General features: G+C 35.3%; 16 protein-coding genes. 9 read left to right on the forward strand and 7 right to left on the reverse strand.

Going from position 1 to position 20,185, the window contains the following annotated elements:
• The first annotated feature begins 53 nt into the window (after window positions 1-53).
• The 8 genes from L1S34_RS06100 to L1S34_RS06135 all read left to right on the forward strand — a co-directional run bounded on the left by L1S34_RS06100 (window position 54) and on the right by L1S34_RS06135 (window position 11,978).
• Window positions 54-1,328 carry an MFS transporter gene (locus L1S34_RS06100; protein ID WP_236363262.1) on the forward strand — a complete coding sequence of 425 codons (1,275 nt, stop codon included), beginning with the start codon at window positions 54-56 and terminating at the stop codon, window positions 1,326-1,328.
• A 77-nt stretch (window positions 1,329-1,405) separates the two neighbouring features.
• Window positions 1,406-1,942: a hypothetical protein gene (locus L1S34_RS06105; RefSeq protein WP_236363263.1), complete on the forward strand. Its 537-nt coding sequence runs from the start codon at window positions 1,406-1,408 to the stop codon at window positions 1,940-1,942.
• A 244-nt stretch (window positions 1,943-2,186) separates the two neighbouring features.
• Complete coding sequence (locus L1S34_RS06110; RefSeq protein ID WP_236363264.1) at window positions 2,187-4,388, forward strand: B12-binding domain-containing radical SAM protein; 2,202 nt, start codon at window positions 2,187-2,189, stop codon at window positions 4,386-4,388.
• Window positions 4,389-4,481: 93 nt separating this feature from the next.
• Window positions 4,482-4,967 (forward strand): acetyl-CoA carboxylase biotin carboxyl carrier protein subunit, encoded by a 486-nt coding sequence (locus L1S34_RS06115; protein ID WP_210788625.1) that lies wholly within the window; start codon window positions 4,482-4,484, stop codon window positions 4,965-4,967.
• Window positions 4,968-5,063: 96 nt separating this feature from the next.
• Window positions 5,064-6,503: an acetyl-CoA carboxylase biotin carboxylase subunit gene (accC, locus tag L1S34_RS06120; protein ID WP_236363265.1), complete on the forward strand. Its 1,440-nt coding sequence runs from the start codon at window positions 5,064-5,066 to the stop codon at window positions 6,501-6,503.
• A 53-nt stretch (window positions 6,504-6,556) separates the two neighbouring features.
• Complete coding sequence (locus tag L1S34_RS06125) at window positions 6,557-8,098, forward strand: acyl-CoA carboxylase subunit beta (protein ID WP_236363266.1); 1,542 nt, start codon at window positions 6,557-6,559, stop codon at window positions 8,096-8,098.
• 318 nt (window positions 8,099-8,416) lie between these two features.
• Window positions 8,417-10,540: an ATP-binding protein gene (locus L1S34_RS06130; protein WP_236363267.1), complete on the forward strand. Its 2,124-nt coding sequence runs from the start codon at window positions 8,417-8,419 to the stop codon at window positions 10,538-10,540.
• An 85-nt stretch (window positions 10,541-10,625) separates the two neighbouring features.
• Window positions 10,626-11,978, forward strand: a complete 1,353-nt coding sequence (locus L1S34_RS06135) for an NAD-dependent succinate-semialdehyde dehydrogenase (RefSeq protein ID WP_236363268.1) — start codon at window positions 10,626-10,628, stop codon at window positions 11,976-11,978.
• A gap of 88 nt (window positions 11,979-12,066) precedes the next feature.
• Here the strand turns inward: L1S34_RS06135 and L1S34_RS06140 are convergent, their stop codons facing one another.
• The gene (locus tag L1S34_RS06140) at window positions 12,067-12,546 is read right to left on the reverse strand and encodes a hypothetical protein (protein ID WP_236363269.1); all 480 of its coding nucleotides are present in this window, start codon (window positions 12,544-12,546) and stop codon (window positions 12,067-12,069) included.
• An 18-nt stretch (window positions 12,547-12,564) separates the two neighbouring features.
• Window positions 12,565-12,894, reverse strand: coding sequence for a hypothetical protein (locus L1S34_RS06145; RefSeq protein ID WP_236363270.1), 330 nt, complete (start codon window positions 12,892-12,894; stop codon window positions 12,565-12,567).
• A gap of 556 nt (window positions 12,895-13,450) precedes the next feature.
• Here L1S34_RS06145 and L1S34_RS06150 point away from each other — a divergent pair.
• Window positions 13,451-14,500 (forward strand): outer membrane beta-barrel protein, encoded by a 1,050-nt coding sequence (locus tag L1S34_RS06150; RefSeq protein WP_236363271.1) that lies wholly within the window; start codon window positions 13,451-13,453, stop codon window positions 14,498-14,500.
• A gap of 77 nt (window positions 14,501-14,577) precedes the next feature.
• On the opposite strand, the gene L1S34_RS06155 is transcribed toward L1S34_RS06150, so the two are convergent.
• From L1S34_RS06155 to L1S34_RS06175, 5 genes are all read right to left on the reverse strand, one after another.
• Window positions 14,578-15,480 (reverse strand): N-acetylmuramoyl-L-alanine amidase, encoded by a 903-nt coding sequence (locus L1S34_RS06155; protein WP_236363272.1) that lies wholly within the window; start codon window positions 15,478-15,480, stop codon window positions 14,578-14,580.
• 30 nt (window positions 15,481-15,510) lie between these two features.
• Entirely contained in the window at window positions 15,511-15,981 is a 471-nt protein-coding gene (locus L1S34_RS06160) for a hypothetical protein (protein WP_236363273.1), read from the reverse strand.
• Between the two features lie 25 nt (window positions 15,982-16,006).
• The gene (gene rimO / locus L1S34_RS06165) at window positions 16,007-17,320 is read right to left on the reverse strand and encodes a 30S ribosomal protein S12 methylthiotransferase RimO (protein WP_236363274.1); all 1,314 of its coding nucleotides are present in this window, start codon (window positions 17,318-17,320) and stop codon (window positions 16,007-16,009) included.
• 190 nt (window positions 17,321-17,510) lie between these two features.
• Window positions 17,511-19,088 (reverse strand): OmpP1/FadL family transporter, encoded by a 1,578-nt coding sequence (locus tag L1S34_RS06170; protein ID WP_166134999.1) that lies wholly within the window; start codon window positions 19,086-19,088, stop codon window positions 17,511-17,513.
• Between the two features lie 45 nt (window positions 19,089-19,133).
• Window positions 19,134-20,165, reverse strand: a complete 1,032-nt coding sequence (locus tag L1S34_RS06175) for a hypothetical protein (RefSeq protein ID WP_236363275.1) — start codon at window positions 20,163-20,165, stop codon at window positions 19,134-19,136.
• Window positions 20,166-20,185: the final 20 nt, after the last annotated feature.

Raw genomic sequence — 20,185 nt, forward strand, 5'->3', positions numbered from 1 at the left:
TTCGAAAAATAGCATCACTTTTATCTAATAATATTAACGTTTTTATAAAGAATATGACCAACAAACCAACAAAAAATACCGTAAAACATGTGCTTTTTGGGAGCTTGATAGGAACTACAATAGAGTTTTTTGACTTTTATATTTTTGCTAATGCGGCCGTTTTGGTGTTTCCGCAGTTGTTTTTTCCGAGTTCGGATGCTACATTGGCTACCTTACAATCATTGGCTACTTTTTCAATTGCTTTTTTATCGCGTCCGCTTGGTTCGGCTTTTTTTGGACATTATGGTGATAAAATTGGACGTAAGTTTACTTTGGTCGCAGCATTGTTAACCATGGGAATATCAACGGTAGCCATTGGTTTTTTACCAAGCTATGCTAGTATTGGTATTGCTGCTCCTTTGTTGTTGATGTTATGTCGTTTTGGTCAAGGTGTAGGTTTGGGAGGCGAGTGGGGTGGTGCTGTATTGCTTGCTATTGAAAATGCGCCTCCGAATAAAAGAGCTTGGTATGGAATGTTCCCGCAATTAGGCGCTCCAATTGGATTATTACTTTCTGGAGGAACTTTTTTGATATTAACTGACACGATGAGCAATGAAGATTTTATGAGTTATGGCTGGCGAATTCCATTTATAGCGAGTTCTCTATTGGTATTAGTTGGTTTTTATATTAGGACCAAAATTACGGAGACACCTTCGTTTGAGAATTCAAAAAAGGAACAAGAGGCTGTGAAAATTCCGTTTTTCAGCCTAGTTAAATCCTATAAAAACCAACTTGTTTTTGGAACATTAGCGGCGGTAACCACTTTTTTAGTTTTTTATTTAATGACCGTTTTTACCTTGAGTTGGGCCACATCCGACTTGGGTTACAGTAAGCGTGATGCGTTGTTGCTACAGTTGTTTTCGGTATTGTTTTTTGCAATTTGTATTCCTATTTCGGCATTAGTAGCTGATCGATTTGGACGCCGAAAAATTCTCATGTTAGCCACCGCGCTAATTGCAGTTTTTGGTTTTTTCTTTTCGTTTTTCTTAAACTCGGGACAAAATATTTTGATAACTACTTTTGTTTGCATGGGTATGGCCTTGATGGGTTTTACTTATGGACCTTTAGGAACTTTTTTGTCGGAGCTTTTTCCAACTCAATTGCGCTATACCGGCGCCTCGTTAACCTTTAATTTGGCTGGAATTTTAGGCGCTGCTTTTGCGCCGATGATTGCAATTTGGCTCGCAACTACTTATAATTTAACTTATGTCGGATTTTATTTGACTGCTACAGCGACCGTTTCATTACTTGCTTTTTTAATCATCAAAAAAGACAAACAGCAGTTTTAGTAAGGAATAATTTAGTTTTGATTTATTATTCAAATGCGAGTAGTGCGCGACACTTTAATATTAAAACGAAGATATCTTTGGAAAAAACAATATTTGAAACTGAAAGAATTCCATTTAAAGAAAGATGCAAAAAAGATATTAAAATTAAATTTTTTGGCATCATAATTTTTGCTTCAATCCCAATATTCTCTTTTGGTGAATTTAATATTATGTCAATATTATTTATTCTCTTTTTTTTATTTGTATTCATATCTATAACATATGATGAATCAAAAGAGTTTGTATATAAAATTGAATTTGAAAATGAAAACGTAAAAATTTCTGGTAGCAATTTTGATAATGATTGGATCGAAAAATTTGAAATTAAGAAAGTAAATATCCACATTAGAAAACGCGTATCAAAAACTGGAAGTGTAATTGGATATAAGATAGTATTCAAAAGTGCTAAGAAAAAAATAACATTAAACAGATTAAATAACTGGAATAATTTTGCATTACTCCAGATATTCACAGAGTTTAAAAAATTAAAAGGGGAAAAAATAACAATTGATGAGAAATCATTAATCGATGGAATTAAGAAAAAAGCAGAAAATGAAGGCGAGTGGAAATACTAACCAAAAAACGATGCACAAAAACCTACAGGCAAGTTTTGTTCTAGGTTTAAATTAGTCCTAAACTACTTTTTGCGCGGGAACGTTATGGCTGTTTTTTTTCAAGCGATTTACATCGTGTTGACTCCATTTCATTTGGCTTTTAGTTTTTTAATACTATTAAGCTAGTGGATTTCACTTTTAAACTCAAAAATATTTTTCATAAAACACCACAATTATCCCTTATTTTTGCACAAAATAATTCCACTTGAAAACGAAACTTTTTCTCATTACGCCGCCTTTTACTCAACTGAATACCCCGTATCCGGCAACGGCGTATATTAAAGGTTTTCTGAACACCAAAAATATTGAGTCTGTACAGGCTGATTTGGGTATCGAGGTGATTCTGAAATTGTTTTCGAAGGAAGGATTAACAGATTTGTTTGAGGTAGGAAGTCAAAAGTTTAAAGATGGAGAGATCTCAGATAATTCCAAACGAATTTTTGCGTTACAAGACGAGTACTTAAAAACGATTAATCCCGTAATTGCTTTTTTGCAAGGCAAGAATCCAACCTTAGCACTTCAAATATGCCAAGAAGATTTTTTGCCAGAAGCTTCACGCTTTACACAATTAGAGGAACTCGATTGGGCATTCGGAACGATGGGAACTCAGGATAAAGCGAAGCACTTAGCTACTTTGTATCTCGAAGATATTTCTGATTTTATAGTTGAATGTGTTGATGTTAATTTTGGTTTCAGTCGCTATGCCGAACGATTGGGTCGAAGCGCGAATTCTTTTGACGAATTGTACGAAGCCTTGCAGCAGGAGCCTACTTACACCGATTTGGTTTTGTTTTCTCTTCTAAAAGAAAGAATTGAAAAAGTACAGCCCACTTTATTTTTGATATCGGTGCCTTTTCCAGGAAATTTGTATTCGGCTTTTCGTTGTGCGCAATGGGTTAAAAAACATTTTCCTGAAATTAAAATTTCTATGGGAGGCGGTTTTCCTAATACGGAATTGCGTTCCCTTTCTGACACACGCGTTTTTGAGTTTTTTGATTTTATTACGTTAGATGATGGCGAAACACCTATTGAAGAACTAATCAACGCTATCTCATCTAGTGCAGTCGAAAAACAATACAAACGAACTTTCCTTTTAGAAGATGGTCAAGTAGTTTATAAAAATAATTCCACTAAACCAGATTATAAGCAATCTCAAGTGGGTACGCCTGATTATTCTGATTTACTTTTGGATAAATATATTTCGGTAATCGAAATTGTCAATCCGATGCACCGCATGTGGAGCGATGGCAGATGGAATAAGCTTACCATGGCGCACGGTTGCTATTGGGGCAAATGTACTTTTTGTGATATTTCATTAGATTACATCAAAATTTACGAACCCGTTGCTGCAGTATTACTCTGCGATCGAATGGAGGAAATGATTTTACAAACAGGCGAAAATGGTTTCCACTTTGTCGACGAAGCAGCGCCGCCAGCTTTAATGCGAGCATTGGCTCTAGAAATCCTGCGTAGAAAATTGTCAGTGACGTGGTGGACAAACATTCGTTTCGAAAAAAGTTTCACCAAAGATTTGTGTTTACTACTCAAAGCATCAGGTTGTATTGCGGTTTCGGGCGGACTCGAAGTAGCTTCTGATCGATTGCTAAAATTGATTGATAAAGGAGTTACGGTAGAGCAAGTAGCACGAGTTACACGCCATTTTACCGAAGCAGGAGTAATGGTACATGCGTATTTAATGTATGGCTATCCTACACAAACGGTTCAAGAAACGATTGATAGTCTTGAAATGGTGCGTCAATTGTTCGAAGCGGGAATTTTACAATCAGGATTTTGGCACCAATTTGCCATGACAGCTCACAGTCCTGTTGGGATGTATCCCGAAAAATTTGGTGTAAAAAAGGAAACGGAAGCTATTGGTACTTTTGCCAACAACGATATCAATTATACGGATGCTACGGGGATTGACCATGATAAATTTAGTTTCGGATTAAAGAAATCCCTTTTCAATTTTATGCACGGCATTTGTTTTGATTATCCGTTACAAGATTGGTTTGAGTTCAAAATTCCGAAAACCAAAATTCATCCTGATTTTATCTTTAATGCTTTGAATGATGCAGAGGATTTTTCTACTAAGCCTACGGCAAAAGTCGTTTGGTTGGGCGGAAAACCTTTTGCAGAAGCATTTACAAAGTCTAAAAAAGGTCGAACATGGAATATGATGTCTTTCACTTTTCACGATAAAAAAGAAAGTTTTTCAATTCAAACCAGTGCCCAAGAAGGAGAGTGGTTGCAACAGTTACTTGAGAGAATTTCGGTGTCTCAAACTAAAGTTTATACTTTTCAAGAAATAAAAGCCGATTTTGAACTAACTCTTGAGGACTTTGAACTCTTTTGGTTTTCCAAACCAATTAAAACATTGCGCGATTACGGCCTGCTTGTACTTTAAAAAAGAACCTTCATGACGCGACCAAAAAAGTGATTTTTTGGTTTACGAAAACGTTTTCTTTTACTTATTTTTACGATTCTAAAAAAGTAAACAATGAGTACTACTTATAAAGTGAACGTAAACGATACTTTCCTTTTTGATTTGGATCAGGAAAGTACGAATCAACTTGATGCTGTGCATTTAAGTTCTAACGCATATCATGTTTTACACGATAGCAAACCTTACGAAGTAGCTATTTTAGCTGCTGATTTTCTTCAAAAAAAATACACTGTCAAAGTCAATAATTCGGTATTCGAAGTCGATATTGCTAATCCACTTGATACTTTGATTAAGGAGATGGGCTTTGAAACAGGGCTTTCCAAACAAATTAACGCGATCAAAGCTCCGATGCCTGGATTAATCCTCGAAATTAACGTTGTTGTAGGTCAAACGGTCCAAGAAAATGATAATTTGATCATTCTAGGTGCCATGAAAATGGAAAACAGTTTTTTATCGCCAAGAGATGGAGTGATTAAAACCATTGCTGTGCAAACAGGTGATGCCGTTGATAAAGGACAGCTATTAATTGAATTTGAATAAGTACCTACCGAAAGTTTTACTAGCTTAAAATTTTGCACAGCTTGAAAGTCTGTTGCAATATATTTTAAAACTGATAACTCCGTTAAAATTTAAAAAATGAAAAAAATACTAGTTGCCAATCGAGGTGAAATTGCTATTAGAGTGATGAAAACCGCACAAAAAATGGGCATAAAAACAGTAGCTGTATATTCTACCATAGATCGTAATGCACCTCATGTTAAGTTTGCTGACGAAGCCGTTTGTATTGGCGCTGCGCCTTCAAGTGAGTCTTATTTATTGGGAAATAAAATTATTGAAGTAGCATTGTCACTTCAAGTAGATGCTATTCACCCAGGATATGGATTTTTGAGTGAAAATGCTGATTTTGCTGAAGAGTGCGAAAAAAATAATATCATATTCATTGGTCCAAAATCAAAAGCCATTCATGTAATGGGAAGTAAATTAGCGGCTAAAGAGGCTGTTAAACAATACAATATCCCCATGGTGCCAGGATATGATCAAGCTATTACCGATGTTGAAAAAGCCAAATTAGTGGCTCAAGAAATTGGGTTTCCTATTTTAATCAAAGCCTCTGCAGGTGGCGGAGGAAAAGGGATGCGCGTGGTAGAACAAGAATCCGACTTCGAATCACAGATGGATCGTGCTATCAGTGAGGCAGTAGCGGCTTTTGGTGATGGTTCTGTTTTTATCGAAAAATACGTAGGCTCACCGCGACATATCGAAATTCAAATCATGGCAGACAGTCATGGCAATGTATTGTACTTTTTTGAAAGAGAGTGTAGCATTCAGCGCCGTCATCAAAAAGTAATTGAAGAAGCTCCTTCATCAGTATTAACGTCTGAATTGCGAAAAAGAATGGGAGAAGCGGCTGTTTTAGTAGCCAAATCTTGTGATTATTTGGGTGCAGGAACAGTCGAGTTTTTATTGGATGAAAACCTAAATTTCTATTTCCTTGAAATGAATACGCGTTTGCAAGTAGAGCATCCGGTTACAGAATTGATCTCGGGCACTGATTTAGTTGAACTTCAAATAAAAGTAGCTCGTGGCGAGGCTTTGGCTATGAAACAAGAAGATTTAAAAATTTTAGGTCATGCCATGGAGTTGCGTGTATATGCTGAAGATCCTTTGAATGACTTTTTGCCAAGCGTAGGAAATTTAGAGATATATCAATTGCCTGAAGGCGAAGGTGTACGTGTTGATAATGGTTTTGAACAGGGTATGGATATTCCTATTTATTATGATCCCATGTTGGCTAAACTAATCACTTACGGTAAAACTCGTGAAGAAGCTATCCAAATTATGATCAAAGCCATAGCCGATTATCAAGTTAAAGGAGTCGAGACTACCTTGCCATTTGGGAAATTTGTTTTTGAGCATGAAGCTTTCCGTTCGGGTGATTTTGATACTCATTTTGTTAAAAAATATTACAGTCCTGAAAAGTTAAAAGATCAAACTCAAAAAGAAGCTCAAATTGCAGCCTTGGTAGCTTTGAAACAGTATTTTGAAGATCAAAAAATGGTACGATTGCCGAACTAAATTTTCTTTTGTTATTAAAGAAGAAATATTAGTTCTAGCTAAAAAAGATAAAGATGAAAGACAAAATAAAAATTTTAAACGATAAAATAGCCGAAGCGCATTTGGGTGGAGGTAAAAACAGAATTGCCAAACAACACGCTAACAAAAAGCTAACAGCAAGAGAGCGCGTAGAATATTTGCTTGACGAAGGTTCATTTGAAGAAATTGGGATGCTTGTTACGCATCGTACTACCGATTTTGGAATGGAAAAAGAGCAGTATTACGGTGACGGTGTAATTACGGGCTATGGTACCATTAATGGCCGATTGGTATGCGTTTTTGCTCAAGACTTTACTGTTTTTGGAGGTTCTTTGTCAGAAACACAAGCCGAGAAAATTTGTAAAATTATGGATATGGCAGTTAAAATGAGCGTACCTATGATTGGTTTAAATGATTCTGGTGGTGCTCGAATTCAAGAAGGTGTTCGCTCTTTGGGTGGTTATGCTGACATTTTTTACCGTAATGTACAAGCAAGTGGTGTTATCCCACAAATATCGGCTATCATGGGACCTTGCGCTGGTGGTGCGGTATATTCTCCCGCAATGACTGATTTTACCATGATGGTCGAGGATACGAGTTATATGTTCGTTACCGGTCCAAATGTAGTTAAAACGGTTACAAACGAAACAGTAACTTCAGAAGAATTAGGTGGTGCAAGTACGCATTCAACCAAATCTGGTGTGGCACACATCACCTCTACAAATGATGTGCAATGTTTGGATGATTTGAAGCGTTTGTTAAGTTATTTGCCTCAAAGTAATAAAGAAAAAGCAGCTGATTTACCATATCAATTGGATACGGAATTACGTGAACAATTAGAGCAAATTATTCCAGATAATCCCAACAAACCTTATGATATGCATGAGGTAATAAAAGGGGTAATTGATGCCGATTCGTTTTTTGAAATTCATAAAAATTATGCTGAAAATATTATAGTTGGATTTGCACGATTAGGTGGAAAAAGTATTGGTATTATTGCCAATCAACCTATGGTTTTGGCAGGTTGTTTAGATGTGAACAGTTCTAAAAAAGCAGCGCGTTTTACTCGTTTCTGTGATGCATTTAACATTCCATTACTTGTGCTTGTAGATGTACCTGGTTTTTTACCTGGAACAGATCAAGAGTGGAACGGTATCATTATTCATGGTGCCAAACTGTTGTATGCCTTAAGTGAAGCTACAGTGCCTAAGGTTACTGTCATTACTAGAAAAGCTTATGGTGGTGCTTATGATGTAATGAATTCTAAACACATTGGAGCCGATATGAATTTTGCTTGGCCTACTGCCGAAATCGCAGTTATGGGAGCAAAAGGCGCCTCGGAAATTATCTTTAAAAAGGAAATAAACGAAGCCGCTGATCACGACGCAAAATTGCTTGAAAAAGAAGCAGAGTACGCTAATTTGTTTGCAAACCCATATACAGCAGCGCAACGCGGATTTATTGATGAGGTCATTCATCCTCAAGATACAAGACGAAAGTTGTTAAAAGCTTTTAGTATGCTTGAAACAAAAGAGGTGGTATTACCTAACAGAAAGCACGGCAATATTCCGCTCTAGATAATTTATTTGGCGGGGTAACAAGAAGATTCTCCTCATTAAAAACCAGTTTACTTGCTGAAGTATGCTGGTTTTTAATGAGGATTTTTTTATTTCATCTAAAAATTAAAAAATAGCCTTGTCTTGTGACCCTCAACTATTGCTAGGGTTTTGCTATCGTATTGATGTGGAATAGGTTATTTAGGACTAGTTTTTTTTTAAAATCAAAAGTTATTTTTTTTTAACACAAAAAGCGCTAACTTGCACGCTTTGAAAAAAGTGATATATCTTACAAAAAAATACAGTTTTATCAGTTTACTGTAATGGTTTTCCTAATCTATGAATAAATTTTTTCATTTGAATACTTACTCAAAGTTAATATTGTTGATTGCATCAACAACACTTTTTTTTGTGTTTATATACATTACACTTTATCTCTACACTGTACAAGAAGAGCGACATTTTTACGACAGTACTTATACACAATATGAAAAAGAAGTCAAATCACTCTTTCGTTTAAATTCAAAAATAACAACTGCTACTATTATTGATGTTACCTATTGGGATGAATTAGTTCAATTTACAAAGTCTAAAGAAGAGCGATGGTTTCAGCAAAATATAGTTAGAGAGTTTGAAGCTTACGAAGCTGATTATGTTGGAATTTATGGGTTAGACACAAAGTTAATCAATAAAATAGCAACAAAGAAATTGAAAAATGGGATTAAAATTTCAGCAGAAATTTTAAAATCAATACATAAATCGAGGTTGAAACGCTTTTATTTGTCGGTGCCAGAAGGTATTGTTGAGGTGTTTTCTGCCACGATTCATCCCGCTTCTGATCCGAAAAAGAACAAAACAAAACCTGAGGGTTATTTTATTATTGCCAGATTATTAGACCAAGCTTTTTTTACTTCTCTAGGACGAATTAGTAGTTCAGAAGTTGTCTCTGTAAACTCTCAACATCTACTCGAAAAAGAGGACAATTTTATTGTGGTAGGTGTGGATTTGAAAGATTGGAAAAATCAAACTACAAGCAAGTTACTTTTTAAACGACCGTTTACCCTTAATTATAAAAATACAAAAGAAATATTGTTTGTAGTGTTATTAGTATCGTTACTGAATATTTTAATTTATGTAATTTGTACAAAAAAATGGGTATATGACCCTTTGAAACTAGTTAAAAGCATCTTAGAAACCACCAATCAACCTGCAATTACTGCCTTGAAAAAAGTACAAGGTGAATTTGGCTATATTGGTAATTTATTTGAAGAAAATAATACCCAACACAAACAATTAGAAAAAGCGAAACGAAAAGCGGAAGAAAGCGATACACTAAAATCGTCTTTCCTTGCAAATTTGTCACACGAAATTCGTACTCCAATGAATGCAATTATGGGGTTCAGTGACTTACTAGAGGATGACAGTTTATCGGAAAAGGAGAAAAAACAGTATCTAAAAATCATCAAGGACAGTGGTTCAAACTTAGTTTCTATTATTGAAGATTTAATTGAAATGTCTAAAATTGATGCCAATCAAATAGTTCCCAATTATGCACCTATAGATCTTGAAGTTTGTATTAAAGAGTTGTATTCTTCTTTAAAAGTAACCATTCCGCCATCAAAAGAAATAGATTTTTACATAAAAGAAGCTTCGAAACCATTAAACCAAAAAGTCCTAACAGACGAGACCAAACTCAAGCAAATACTGATCAATTTGATTACTAATGCGGTTAAATTTACTGAGTCAGGTTCTATCAATTTTGGTTATTCGGTACATAAAAAGAAAGGTGTTTTAGAATTCACTGTCGAAGATACTGGCAATGGTATAAGCAAAGATTACCTTAAAGTAATTTTTGATCGATTTCGCCAAATTGAAGCTACAATATCTCCAGAATTAACAGGATTAGGTCTTGGGCTTTCGATCACCAAAGCTTACGTAGAAATGTTGGGAGGTAAAATAGCAGTAAAATCTGCTGTAGGGAAAGGGTCTATTTTTTCTTTTACTATTCCATTGGTACTTGATGAAAATCTAGCACCGATTGAGCCTTTAAAAGTTCCTGCTTTAGTAGAACATAGTGATGACGAAGTAATTTTAGTAGCCGAAGATGATAATGTAAATTATCTCTTATTGAAAAAATTAATTCAACACAAAAAATATACTGTTCTTCGTGCTAAAAATGGGCAAGAAGCTGTTACGATGTGCCTCGAATATAAAGACATTAGTTTAGTTTTTATGGACTTGAAAATGCCGGTACTTAATGGTTATGAAGCATTTGAACAAATTAGAATGAATCGACCTGATTTGCCAGTTATTGCACACACTGCTTACTCTTCTGTTGAAGATAAGGAGAAAATCATGCAGTTTGGATTTACTTCTTACATTTCTAAACCACTTCAAAAAGAAAAAGTATTTGATATTCTTGACTCGATTTTTGCTGATTGTACGCAATCTGCAAGTAACTAGAATAAGCTTTTACAGGTAGTATTTATGTTTTTGTTGGGTTTTTGTTTTATAAATTAGACTTAAATTTACGAGAAAAAATACTTGTATGATTTTCAAATCAATCAATCCTTATACCCAGGAGATCGTTGCGACTCATTCTATTTTAACTACTACGCAACTCCATCAAAAAATAAATCTAGCAGATAATGCTTTTCATCATTGGAAAATAACTTCTTTTCAAGAGCGAGCGCTCAAAATGAAACGACTAGCTGATTTACTTCGGTTAAACAAAACCGAACTAGCGCTGCTTATTACTTCCGAAATGGGAAAGGTTTTAGCTGAAAGTGAGGCCGAAATCGAAAAATCAGCACTGAATTGCGAATATTATGCAGAACATGCAGAGCAATTATTAAAAGAAGAAATCAACGCAACTAGATTTAGTAGCAAAACTGTCTACGATCCTTTAGGTGCCGTTTTTGCAATTATGCCATGGAATTATCCTTTTTGGCAAGTATTTAGATATGCAGCTCCCACAATAATGGCTGGAAATGTTACATTGTTGAAGCATGCACCAAATGTAATGGGATGTGCTAAGGCAATAGAGCGATTGTTTCTTGAGGCTGGTTTTCCTGAAGGTGTTTTTCAAGAGCTCACTATTGATGTGCCGCAAGTAGAGGAAGTAATTGAATCAAGTATCGTATGTGGTGTTACCTTGACCGGAAGTGAGGGCGCTGGAGCTGCTGTTGCGTCGTTGGCAGGTAAATATATTAAAAAATCAGTTTTAGAACTTGGTGGTTCTGATGCTTTTATTGTTTTAGATGATGCTAACTTAGAAGCCGCTGCTACAGTAGCTGCACAATCTAGAATGGGCAATGCAGGGCAAGCTTGTATTTGTGCTAAAAGATTTATTATTACGGATGCGATTGCAACTGATTTTATTTCTCTTTTTGTAGAAAAGGTTAAAAAGATACAGCAAGGCAATCCACTGGATACTAAAAATCAAATGGGGTCTTTGGCTCGCATCGATTTGGCAGAAAAACTGGAAGTACAATTAAAAACTTCTTTAGATCAAGGTGCTCAATTACTTTTAGGAGGTGAGCGAGAACAATGTAATTTTCAGCCAACAATTATAGATCATGTTCAGGAAAATAACATCGCCTTTAGAGAAGAAACATTTGGACCTGTAGCTGCAATTGTTCGTGCAAAAAATGAAGACGAGGCAATTGCTCTCGCAAATCAGCACCGATATGGCTTGGCGGCAGCTATTTGGTCAGAAGATGTAGAAAAAGCACAGCAATTAGCCAGAAAAATTGAAGCGGGATCAGTCTTTATAAATTCTTTAGTACGATCTGATTCACAAATAGCCTTTGGTGGAATCAAAAAATCAGGTTATGGAAGAGAACTTGGAACAATAGGATTGAAAGAGTTCCTCAATGTAAAATCCATAGTTATAGGCTAAATCGTTTATGTCAGTAATTACAAAAGCCGAAAATAGATCGTGTAGTTCTATTTTTCGGCTTTTTTATATTTAGTTCGAACTGTTGTATTTAGTAAGAGTATAAATCGGCTTTTAGGTTTTGAGGTTTATTGGATGTAATGACCATAAAAGGAGCACCTTTTTTAGCAGCTAATTGTTGGAGTCTTTTAAGAGCGTTATCTGTAAAGGCTCGGTTTGTTTCACCTTTTGCTTGTCCCAAAAAACTAGAAACATTCCCTATTTTTTTAAGTCCGCTCGTTTCTTGTAGTCTTACAGATTGTACTTTGCGGTAATCAGAAGCACTCTCAATATGTACCTTATCAGTAACAATTTTACTATTGCTTTTGTTGTTGTCTTGTATTTGAGCTAGTGCAAGCATGCTAATTGTTTTTTCTTCAGCACTGTTTGGTATAGAGTAGTGCACCAATTTTTCTTCAGTTTTGATATAATTTACTTCAAGTTTTTCGCCATTGTGTTTTATAAATTCATGTGTTTGTGCAAAATTAATTGCCGTAACGGCTAGTAGTGCTGCGGTATATAAATATTTCATTTTTTTATTTTTTTAAAATTAAGAATTCTTTGTAGCCATTGTCAAGTGCTGCAATGTTTTTGGAGGTGGCGATTCTGTTATCGCTGACCATTCTTTGATACTAAAATCATAGTAAATTAAATGGTTTGTTTTTTCTTCTTGAAATGTGATTTGAAAATGATTTTTCAGATTACTATCAATGATGTAAGTTTTATCTTTTTCTTCAATAGATTTATCTTCTATACTTTTTTCGGATTGTTCGGATCTGTTTTTATCACTCGTGCTATCACCATAATTGTTCGCAAGCCACGCTGTTGCAAAGCAAAAAAACAGGAGCGAAAAGAGTATTTTGTATGAGTGATTTTTCATTATATAAAAGTACAAAATGAGAAGTTATTTTGTTTTAAACTTTTCATAAAAGTCTAAAAAGGTAAAGAGTCTTTTATTAATTGCTTTAGTGATATAGTGGTGATTTTTCTTTTTATTTTAGATTATTCATATTTTTATCAATTTTTAATAGACCCTATTTTTAAGAGGGGTTTGTGTTTCTGTAAACAATAAATTATCTATTTATTTTAATTTTTTAATTTTTAAAACATCTTTTCGTGAATTTTAAGGGGGTATTTCTACAAAAATTAATTATTGATTTTTTAAAATACAAACTTTAAAATAGGGAATACTTATTTATTTTTATTCATTTTCTGTTATTCATAATTCTGCTATACCGACAGTCAAAAAACTTCTAATTCGTAATTATTGGTAAATAAAAGTTAATAAATTCGCTTCAAATAAAAGCATAAAACACAAGTAGATAGCATCGAACTATTTTCTTTTTTATACTTTTTTGCTATTGGTTCGCGACAGTAATAGCAGTAACATATCCATAAGATTACCAATCTTGATTACTAATTAAAACCAACTAAAAATGAAAAAACTAATCACAATTATTGCTTCGTTATTTATATCCTTATCTTGTTTTGCACAAGAAATCACTACTACACCTGCAACAACTTTTGCTGGTTCTGCAGATGCTTATTACAAATATGATTTTGCCAAGGTAGACAACAGTTTAACAAGCTTTACAAATTCACATAATTCTTTTGAACTCGGAATGGCCTCTATTGAAGCTTCTCATAAAATGGGAAAGGCCTCAGTTTTTGTAGACTTAGGTTTTGGTAACAGAGCAGCACAGTTTACTTATAATGACGAGGCGACTAGTTTTATGATTAAACAATTAAATTTTACTTATGAATTTTCAGATAAGTTTAAAGTTACTGCGGGTAGTTTTGGAACTCATTTGGGTTACGAATTGGTAGATGCAGTTGATAATAAAAACTATAGTATGTCGTACGCATTTACATACGGTCCGTTCTTTAATACGGGTATAAAAGCCCAATATACCTCTGGTAAATTTAGTTTCATGGCGGGAGTCTCAAATCCAACTGATTTTAAAACTGCTATTGAAGCGGGTTCGTCTCAAAAAACATTTATTGGCCAATTGGCTTATGCAGGAGATACAGGCAGTGTCTTTTTTAATGTAACATCTGGCAGTAGTAATCCTTCATCTACTGAAAATAAAACGCAATTTGATTTTGTGGGTACAAAAAAAGTAAGTGATTCTTTTTCTCTTGGATTTAACGGAACGTATGCAATGACAAATGACGATTTGGATAATGATTTGGACGGTGAATGGTTTTCATTGGTAGGCTACGCAACGGTTTCATTGAAAGAATCACTAAATCTGGCTTATAGATTGGAGTATTTAGATGCAAAAGATGCTACGCCGGCACTAGGATTATTATCAGGTACTTCAGTAGTTGGGAATACTTTATCGCTGAATTACAAAGTAGGTAACTTAACTATTATTCCTGAGTTTAGAGTAGATACTGCATCAGAAGATATATTTACAAATAGTGCTGCTGCTCCAAAGGGACTTACAGCATACGCTCTGCTAGCTACAACTTATACGTTCTAATTTTTTTTTTTTTTTTAAACTGCCAAGGAAACTATTCTTGGCAGTTTTTTTTTGTTTAAAAAAACACGATTTCCTTTTTATTGTTGCTTGTAGATGGAGTAGATGGTGTTTATTGTTTTTGGATCCAAAAAGTTATTGACTTCGTTTTGTATGTAATGCAATTTAAACGCTGTTACTGCGGCGGCCAAATTTTTAGTATCATAGCCTATTAATCGCAGTCCTAATTCAGGATTGAAATCGATTGGAGCTGTCATTAAAAACTCATCTGGCCATAACCCAAAACCTTTTTCAGCTAAAATTTTCCAAGGAAATAAAGCGCTTGGATCTTTTTTTCGAGTGGGTGCTATATCGGCATGACCAATAAAATTTTGTTGCGGTATGTTATAGTCTTTTTTTAGTTTGGTCAATAGCGCTAGTAAACTATTGATTTGCATCTCAGAGAAAGGTTCTGTACCGTTATTGTCTAGTTCAATGCCAATTGAACAAGAGTTTAAATCGGTGTTCTTGCCCCAAGAGCCATTTCCGGCATGCCACGCTCTTAAATAATCATTAAGCATTTGAACCACTTTTCCGTCGTCTCCAATTACATAATGTGCACTTACTTGTGTAGTAGTTTTTGTAAAAGTTTTAATTGTTTGCGGCAGCGAATCTTGTGCCGTATGATGAATAATTACAAAATTAGGTTTGCGCAGATTAAAGTTTACCGAGCTAATCCATTCTGTATTAATGCCATTTTGCAAATTAGCTGCATTCATTTTAAACAGAGTATCCTTGTAAGTATGAAGTTGCTGCGTGTATAGTGTATCAATCGGAATTGGTACAAAAGGAATCACGGGCAACGGCTGCGGTTCTTTATTTGAAATGGTTTCCTTTAGAGCTGTTAAATTTGTGTCATATGTTTTTTCGTTGGCAGGAAAAGGTTTCGGTGCGCAAGAAAAAAACAGCACTAGCAAAAGGAAATAATACAGGGTAATTTTCATGTTGAACAAACTTATTGTTAGATTGCAGAATTAATTTTGCTCTGCTTTCTTTTTATTTTTGGCTTTTTTTGCACCTTGAGGCTGACTGTTTAGCACTTTGAATTTTTCTTTTTGGTCAGCGTTAAGCAAGTCGTTTATTTTTCGATTAGTAGTTTCAGAAAGAACCTTAATGTTGTTTGCTTTCTCTTCTTGCGAAACTTCAGCTTTAAGCAAAACACCTTGTTCTTTTATGCTTTCGGTAACGATGTTGCTTATAGCAATAGCTTGCAGCTCATCTAATGAAAGATCTGGAGTTAAACGTTCCATGATTTTTGATACGGTAACCTCCACAGGGATTTCTTTCGGTTTGTCTGGTTGTCTGGGTTGGTCCATCCCACCGGCCATACGTCTGTTCATGCCGTAGCCGTTTCCATACCCATTTCCGTACCCGTATTGGGCTGAAATTTCGTTCGAAAAAAATAAGGTTGTAACTAATGCGATTCCGTAAAAGACTGCTTTCATATAAGTTGTTTTTAATAGATAAACATTATGCTGGTTCGCCATATAAATCAAATTCAGTGGCATCGGTGATTTTTATCATCGCGAATTCCCCTGTTTTTAAATAGTGTTTAGATGCATCAATTAATACTTCGTTATCTACATCAGGACTGTCAAATTCAGTTCGGCCTACAAAGTGAGCGCCTTCTTTTCTGTCAATGATACATTTGTAAGTTTGACCGATTTTTTCCTGATTTAAGTCCCAAGAAATTTGCGATTGTAATTCCATAATTTCGTTAGCGCGATCTTGTTTTACTTGATCAGGAACGTCATCCTCAAGTAAGTAGGCGTGTGTGTTTTCTTCATGTGAATAAGCAAAACAACCCATTCTGTCAAATTTCATTTCTTGAACAAATTCTTTCAAAATATTGAAGTCTTCTTGAGTTTCTCCTGGATATCCTACAATTAATGTTGTTCGGATAGCCATTCCTGGCACGGCTGCACGAAAGTCTTTTAGTAGTTTAGTAGTTTTTTCTCGTGTAGTTCCTCTTCGCATTGATTTTAAAACCGAATCTGCGATATGCTGCAAAGGAATATCAATATAGTTACAAATTTTTGGTTCTCGTTTCATGATTTCCAAAACCTCCATCGGAAATCCAGTAGGGAAGGCGTAATGCAAACGAATCCACTCAATTCCTTCTACTTTAACAAGCGCTTCAAGTAAATCGCCTAAAGCTCTTTTTTTGTATAAATCTAGACCGTAATAAGTTAAATCTTGTGCTATTAAAATCAATTCTTTAACGCCGTCTCTAGCCAATCCTTCTGCTTCTTTAACTAGTTTTTCAATGGTTTGTGAAACATTTTTTCCGCGCATTAATGGAATAGCGCAAAAACTACAAGGTCTATCACATCCTTCTGAAATTTTTAAATAGGCATAATTTTTTGGAGTAGTAGTTAATCGTTCTCCAAGTAATTCATGTTTGTAATCGGCGCCAAGTGCTTTAAGTAATTGAGGTAGTTCCGTTGTTCCAAAAAATTGATCCACATTTGGGATTTCTTTTTCTAAATCAGGGCGGTATCTTTCAGAAAGACATCCGGTTACAAATACCTTGTCTACCAATCCTTTTTCTTTTTTATCGGCATATTCCAAAATCATATTAACCGATTCTGCTTTTGCATTATCAATAAAACCACAAGTGTTAATCACGATAATATTGCCTTCGTCGGCTGCTGTAGCCTCATGTGTTACTTCTTTTCCATTAGCGCGAAGTTGCCCCATAAGGACTTCACTATCATACACATTTTTTGAACACCCAAGGGTAATTACGTTTATTTTGTTCTTTTTTAAAGATTTCGTTCTCATAACATTAGAATCCTGATATTTTAGGAATTTTGCAAAATTACACTTTTTTATTCAAACAGCTATTTTTTACTGTTTTTTTCATTTTTAGATGTTATCCTAAAAACAAGGATCTCATTACGATTATGTTTGGTTTAAAAAAAAAATCCGTTTCAGTAACTGAAACGGATTTCATTTATAAAATAGATCTTTTTTATAATTCGAATAATAATGTTAGCGAAACGGTATTGTTTATCCCATCTACACTAGCACCATCTGTAAACCCTTGGTTGAAAAAACCTTGCTGTGTATTTCTTTTGGCGTAAGCATAAGATAAATCGACTTTAGTTGATCCGAAATTATATCCTAAACCACCCGAAAATCCATTAAGGTTACCAATAGTAGTATTGTCAACATAAGGACTTTGTTCGTAACGATAACCACCTCTTACGCTCAAACGTTCTATTTTGTACTCGCCTCCAATACGGAGTTCTCCACTAGTGTCAAGTGTATTGCTGATTTCGTTATTTAATGAATTAAAAAATAAATCATTGGCAGGTTTAAATTTGGCTGTACAATAGCTTTTTAAGGCATAATCAATACTGATTAACCCTTTTTTACCAAATACATAGGCGAAACTACCAGTTAGTTTACTTGGAGTTTGCAATTTATAAGGTTCGTATACATTGATCACTTGCGGTGCAATAATGTCAGCAGGCAATTCACCACTTGTATTTGCGCTTACTACCGTTAAACTTTGAGATAATTCATCAGTTAAATTATACCACGTAGAAGATTCGTATGATAGCCCTACACGAACCTCGTTGCTCAGTTTTGCTATGGCTCCAAGTTGAAATGAAAATCCAGTTCCATAGGTATTTAAGTCGTTGTTGAAGCGTAATCTTGAAACGGTATAATTACTAGATAAAGGTGCATTGTTACTTTCTGTAAATGAGGATGATCTGGTGTAATCTGTAAAGTGTGAATTCAGATTCAATCCAAAATAGAATTTATCTTTGTAAGAGGTGGATAAATTAAAAGATAATTTACCATTGTATCCTGTACTGTATACTTCGTTGGTTTGGAAATAATTTCCACCTCCAGGAACGTTTGATACATAAGCGGAATTTTCATTGTTTTCATCAACGGCATCCAATAAAAAACCCTGGAAACCAAGAAATGCTTGTTGTGCATCAAAACCATTTAGTCCAGGAAATTGATTGTTCGGTAAGTTGCTTCCTAGAAAAGAGTACAAATCACTTATTGTTTCACCTGGCTCTCTGTTAACAAATTGCTGTGGTACAGGAGCTCCATTGTTGCCTCTGTTGGCAAAGGCTAAGAAATATTGATCTATCGAATTGGTTGGATTGGTTCCAGCTGAAAAAACACCATTGTCAAAATTATTTGTATTTTCGTAATTAACACCCAATGCAATTTTTTTCCAATTGTCATTATTTTTTGATCCAAAAATAAAAACCGCTCCAGCTTGATTCAAGTCGAAAGTATTGGTGTTCTCGGAGTTGGTTTGGCCAAAATACGTAGAATTATTTTTGCTATTGAAGTTGCTTAGTGTTACAGTCATTTGATTATTCGCAAATATTGCTGACCCAGCAGGATTTACATTTAAGGAAGATAAATCACCTCCTAGTGCTCCAAATGCTCCGCTCATCGCTCTAAATCGAGCTGTTCCTGTAAGATTGTCTTGAGAGTAGCGCAATGCATCTCCTACTTCTTGTGCCTGCGTAGCAATTGCGGTGAGACCAAAAACTGCTACTAAAAAATATTTTTTCATCTAAATCAAAGATTTGTTTTTATCTATTTTGTTTCATTACACATTTTAACCACGACCACCACGACCTCCGCCTCCAGTAGATCTTCCGCCTCCTCCACCGCCGTAGCTGCCACCTCCACCTCTTGAAGAGCTTGAGCTAGGAGTGTAAGATCGACTACTATTTTCGGTTCTAGACGGTGTATATGTTCTTGTTTCGCTTTGGTTTTGAGTATTATAGGAGCCTCTACGATTGGTTCCTGTATTGTTTCGAGATTCACTTTGTGTAGCAGTTTGGTTTGTTCTGCTAAATCTTGTTGCTGAACCTCGGCCAAAATTAGTGGTATTGTTTCTATTTAAAGTTTCGCCATTTCTGTTGAAAGTTTCACCGCTTCTTCGTCCATTATTGATAGTAGCACTTCGGTTGTAAGCGTTTACACTTCGGCCAGAATTATTAGAGGTAGTGGTGTAAGATCCTCTTCGTCCTGCGTTACGTGTATATACCTGATTGTTGTATGTTGTGGTATAGCCCCAGTTGTTTCCGTACCAATTGTTCCACCCAAATCCGGCGTTCCATCCAAAACCTGTATTCCATCCCCAGCCAGGATAGCCACCCCAACCAAAGTTGTTGTTCCATCCCCAATTGTTCCATCCCCAACCTGGGTAGCCACCCCAACCGAAATTATTGTTCCATCCCCAATTGTTCCATCCAAAACCGCCATTCCAGCCCCAATTATTAGCGCCCCAACCATTGTTGTAAATGTTTATGTCAACAGTTTGAGGATTGCTGCCCCATCCAGGATAGCTGTTGTTGGAAATAGAGTCGTTTTCAGTATCGTATGAATTGTAGTTGTCTACATCTGTAAAAATGGTTACATTTTGATCATTGTTTTGTAAAGAACTAAAGTAGTCTTTGTAAGGACTATTATTATCCACTACTACTTTTCTTTCAGGAGCACGCTCGTAAGTTGCGCCATAAATACCATCTGAATCGTAGTAAGAGCTGTTTTGATATGAGCCACAAGATGCAAATAAAATGCACCAAATACCCATGGAGGATAGCAGCGCACGATTTTTTAAAGTAAGAGTACTAGTTTTCATATATATGGAGATTTTATTGT

Origin of the sequence: Flavobacterium sp. K77 (assembly GCF_021608205.1) — a bacterium.
Lineage (GTDB): Bacteria > Bacteroidota > Bacteroidia > Flavobacteriales > Flavobacteriaceae > Flavobacterium > Flavobacterium turcicum.

Excerpts from the sequence above, each read along its gene's own strand:
- L1S34_RS06125 (WP_236363266.1), top strand. The coding sequence starts at position 6,557 with ATGAAAGACAAAATAAAAATTTTAAACGATAAAATAGCCGAAGCGCAT.
- L1S34_RS06160 (WP_236363273.1), bottom strand. The coding sequence starts at position 15,981 with ATGAAAGCAGTCTTTTACGGAATCGCATTAGTTACAACCTTATTTTTT.
- accC (WP_236363265.1), top strand. The coding sequence starts at position 5,064 with ATGAAAAAAATACTAGTTGCCAATCGAGGTGAAATTGCTATTAGAGTG.
- L1S34_RS06145 (WP_236363270.1), bottom strand. The coding sequence starts at position 12,894 with ATGAAAAATCACTCATACAAAATACTCTTTTCGCTCCTGTTTTTTTGC.
- L1S34_RS06115 (WP_210788625.1), top strand. The coding sequence starts at position 4,482 with ATGAGTACTACTTATAAAGTGAACGTAAACGATACTTTCCTTTTTGAT.
- L1S34_RS06155 (WP_236363272.1), bottom strand. The coding sequence starts at position 15,480 with ATGAAAATTACCCTGTATTATTTCCTTTTGCTAGTGCTGTTTTTTTCT.
- L1S34_RS06140 (WP_236363269.1), bottom strand. The coding sequence starts at position 12,546 with ATGAAATATTTATATACCGCAGCACTACTAGCCGTTACGGCAATTAAT.
- L1S34_RS06175 (WP_236363275.1), bottom strand. The coding sequence starts at position 20,165 with ATGAAAACTAGTACTCTTACTTTAAAAAATCGTGCGCTGCTATCCTCC.
- L1S34_RS06100 (WP_236363262.1), top strand. The coding sequence starts at position 54 with ATGACCAACAAACCAACAAAAAATACCGTAAAACATGTGCTTTTTGGG.
- L1S34_RS06150 (WP_236363271.1), top strand. The coding sequence starts at position 13,451 with ATGAAAAAACTAATCACAATTATTGCTTCGTTATTTATATCCTTATCT.
- L1S34_RS06135 (WP_236363268.1), top strand. The coding sequence starts at position 10,626 with ATGATTTTCAAATCAATCAATCCTTATACCCAGGAGATCGTTGCGACT.
- L1S34_RS06130 (WP_236363267.1), top strand. The coding sequence starts at position 8,417 with ATGAATAAATTTTTTCATTTGAATACTTACTCAAAGTTAATATTGTTG.
- L1S34_RS06170 (WP_166134999.1), bottom strand. The coding sequence starts at position 19,088 with ATGAAAAAATATTTTTTAGTAGCAGTTTTTGGTCTCACCGCAATTGCT.
- rimO (WP_236363274.1), bottom strand. The coding sequence starts at position 17,320 with ATGAGAACGAAATCTTTAAAAAAGAACAAAATAAACGTAATTACCCTT.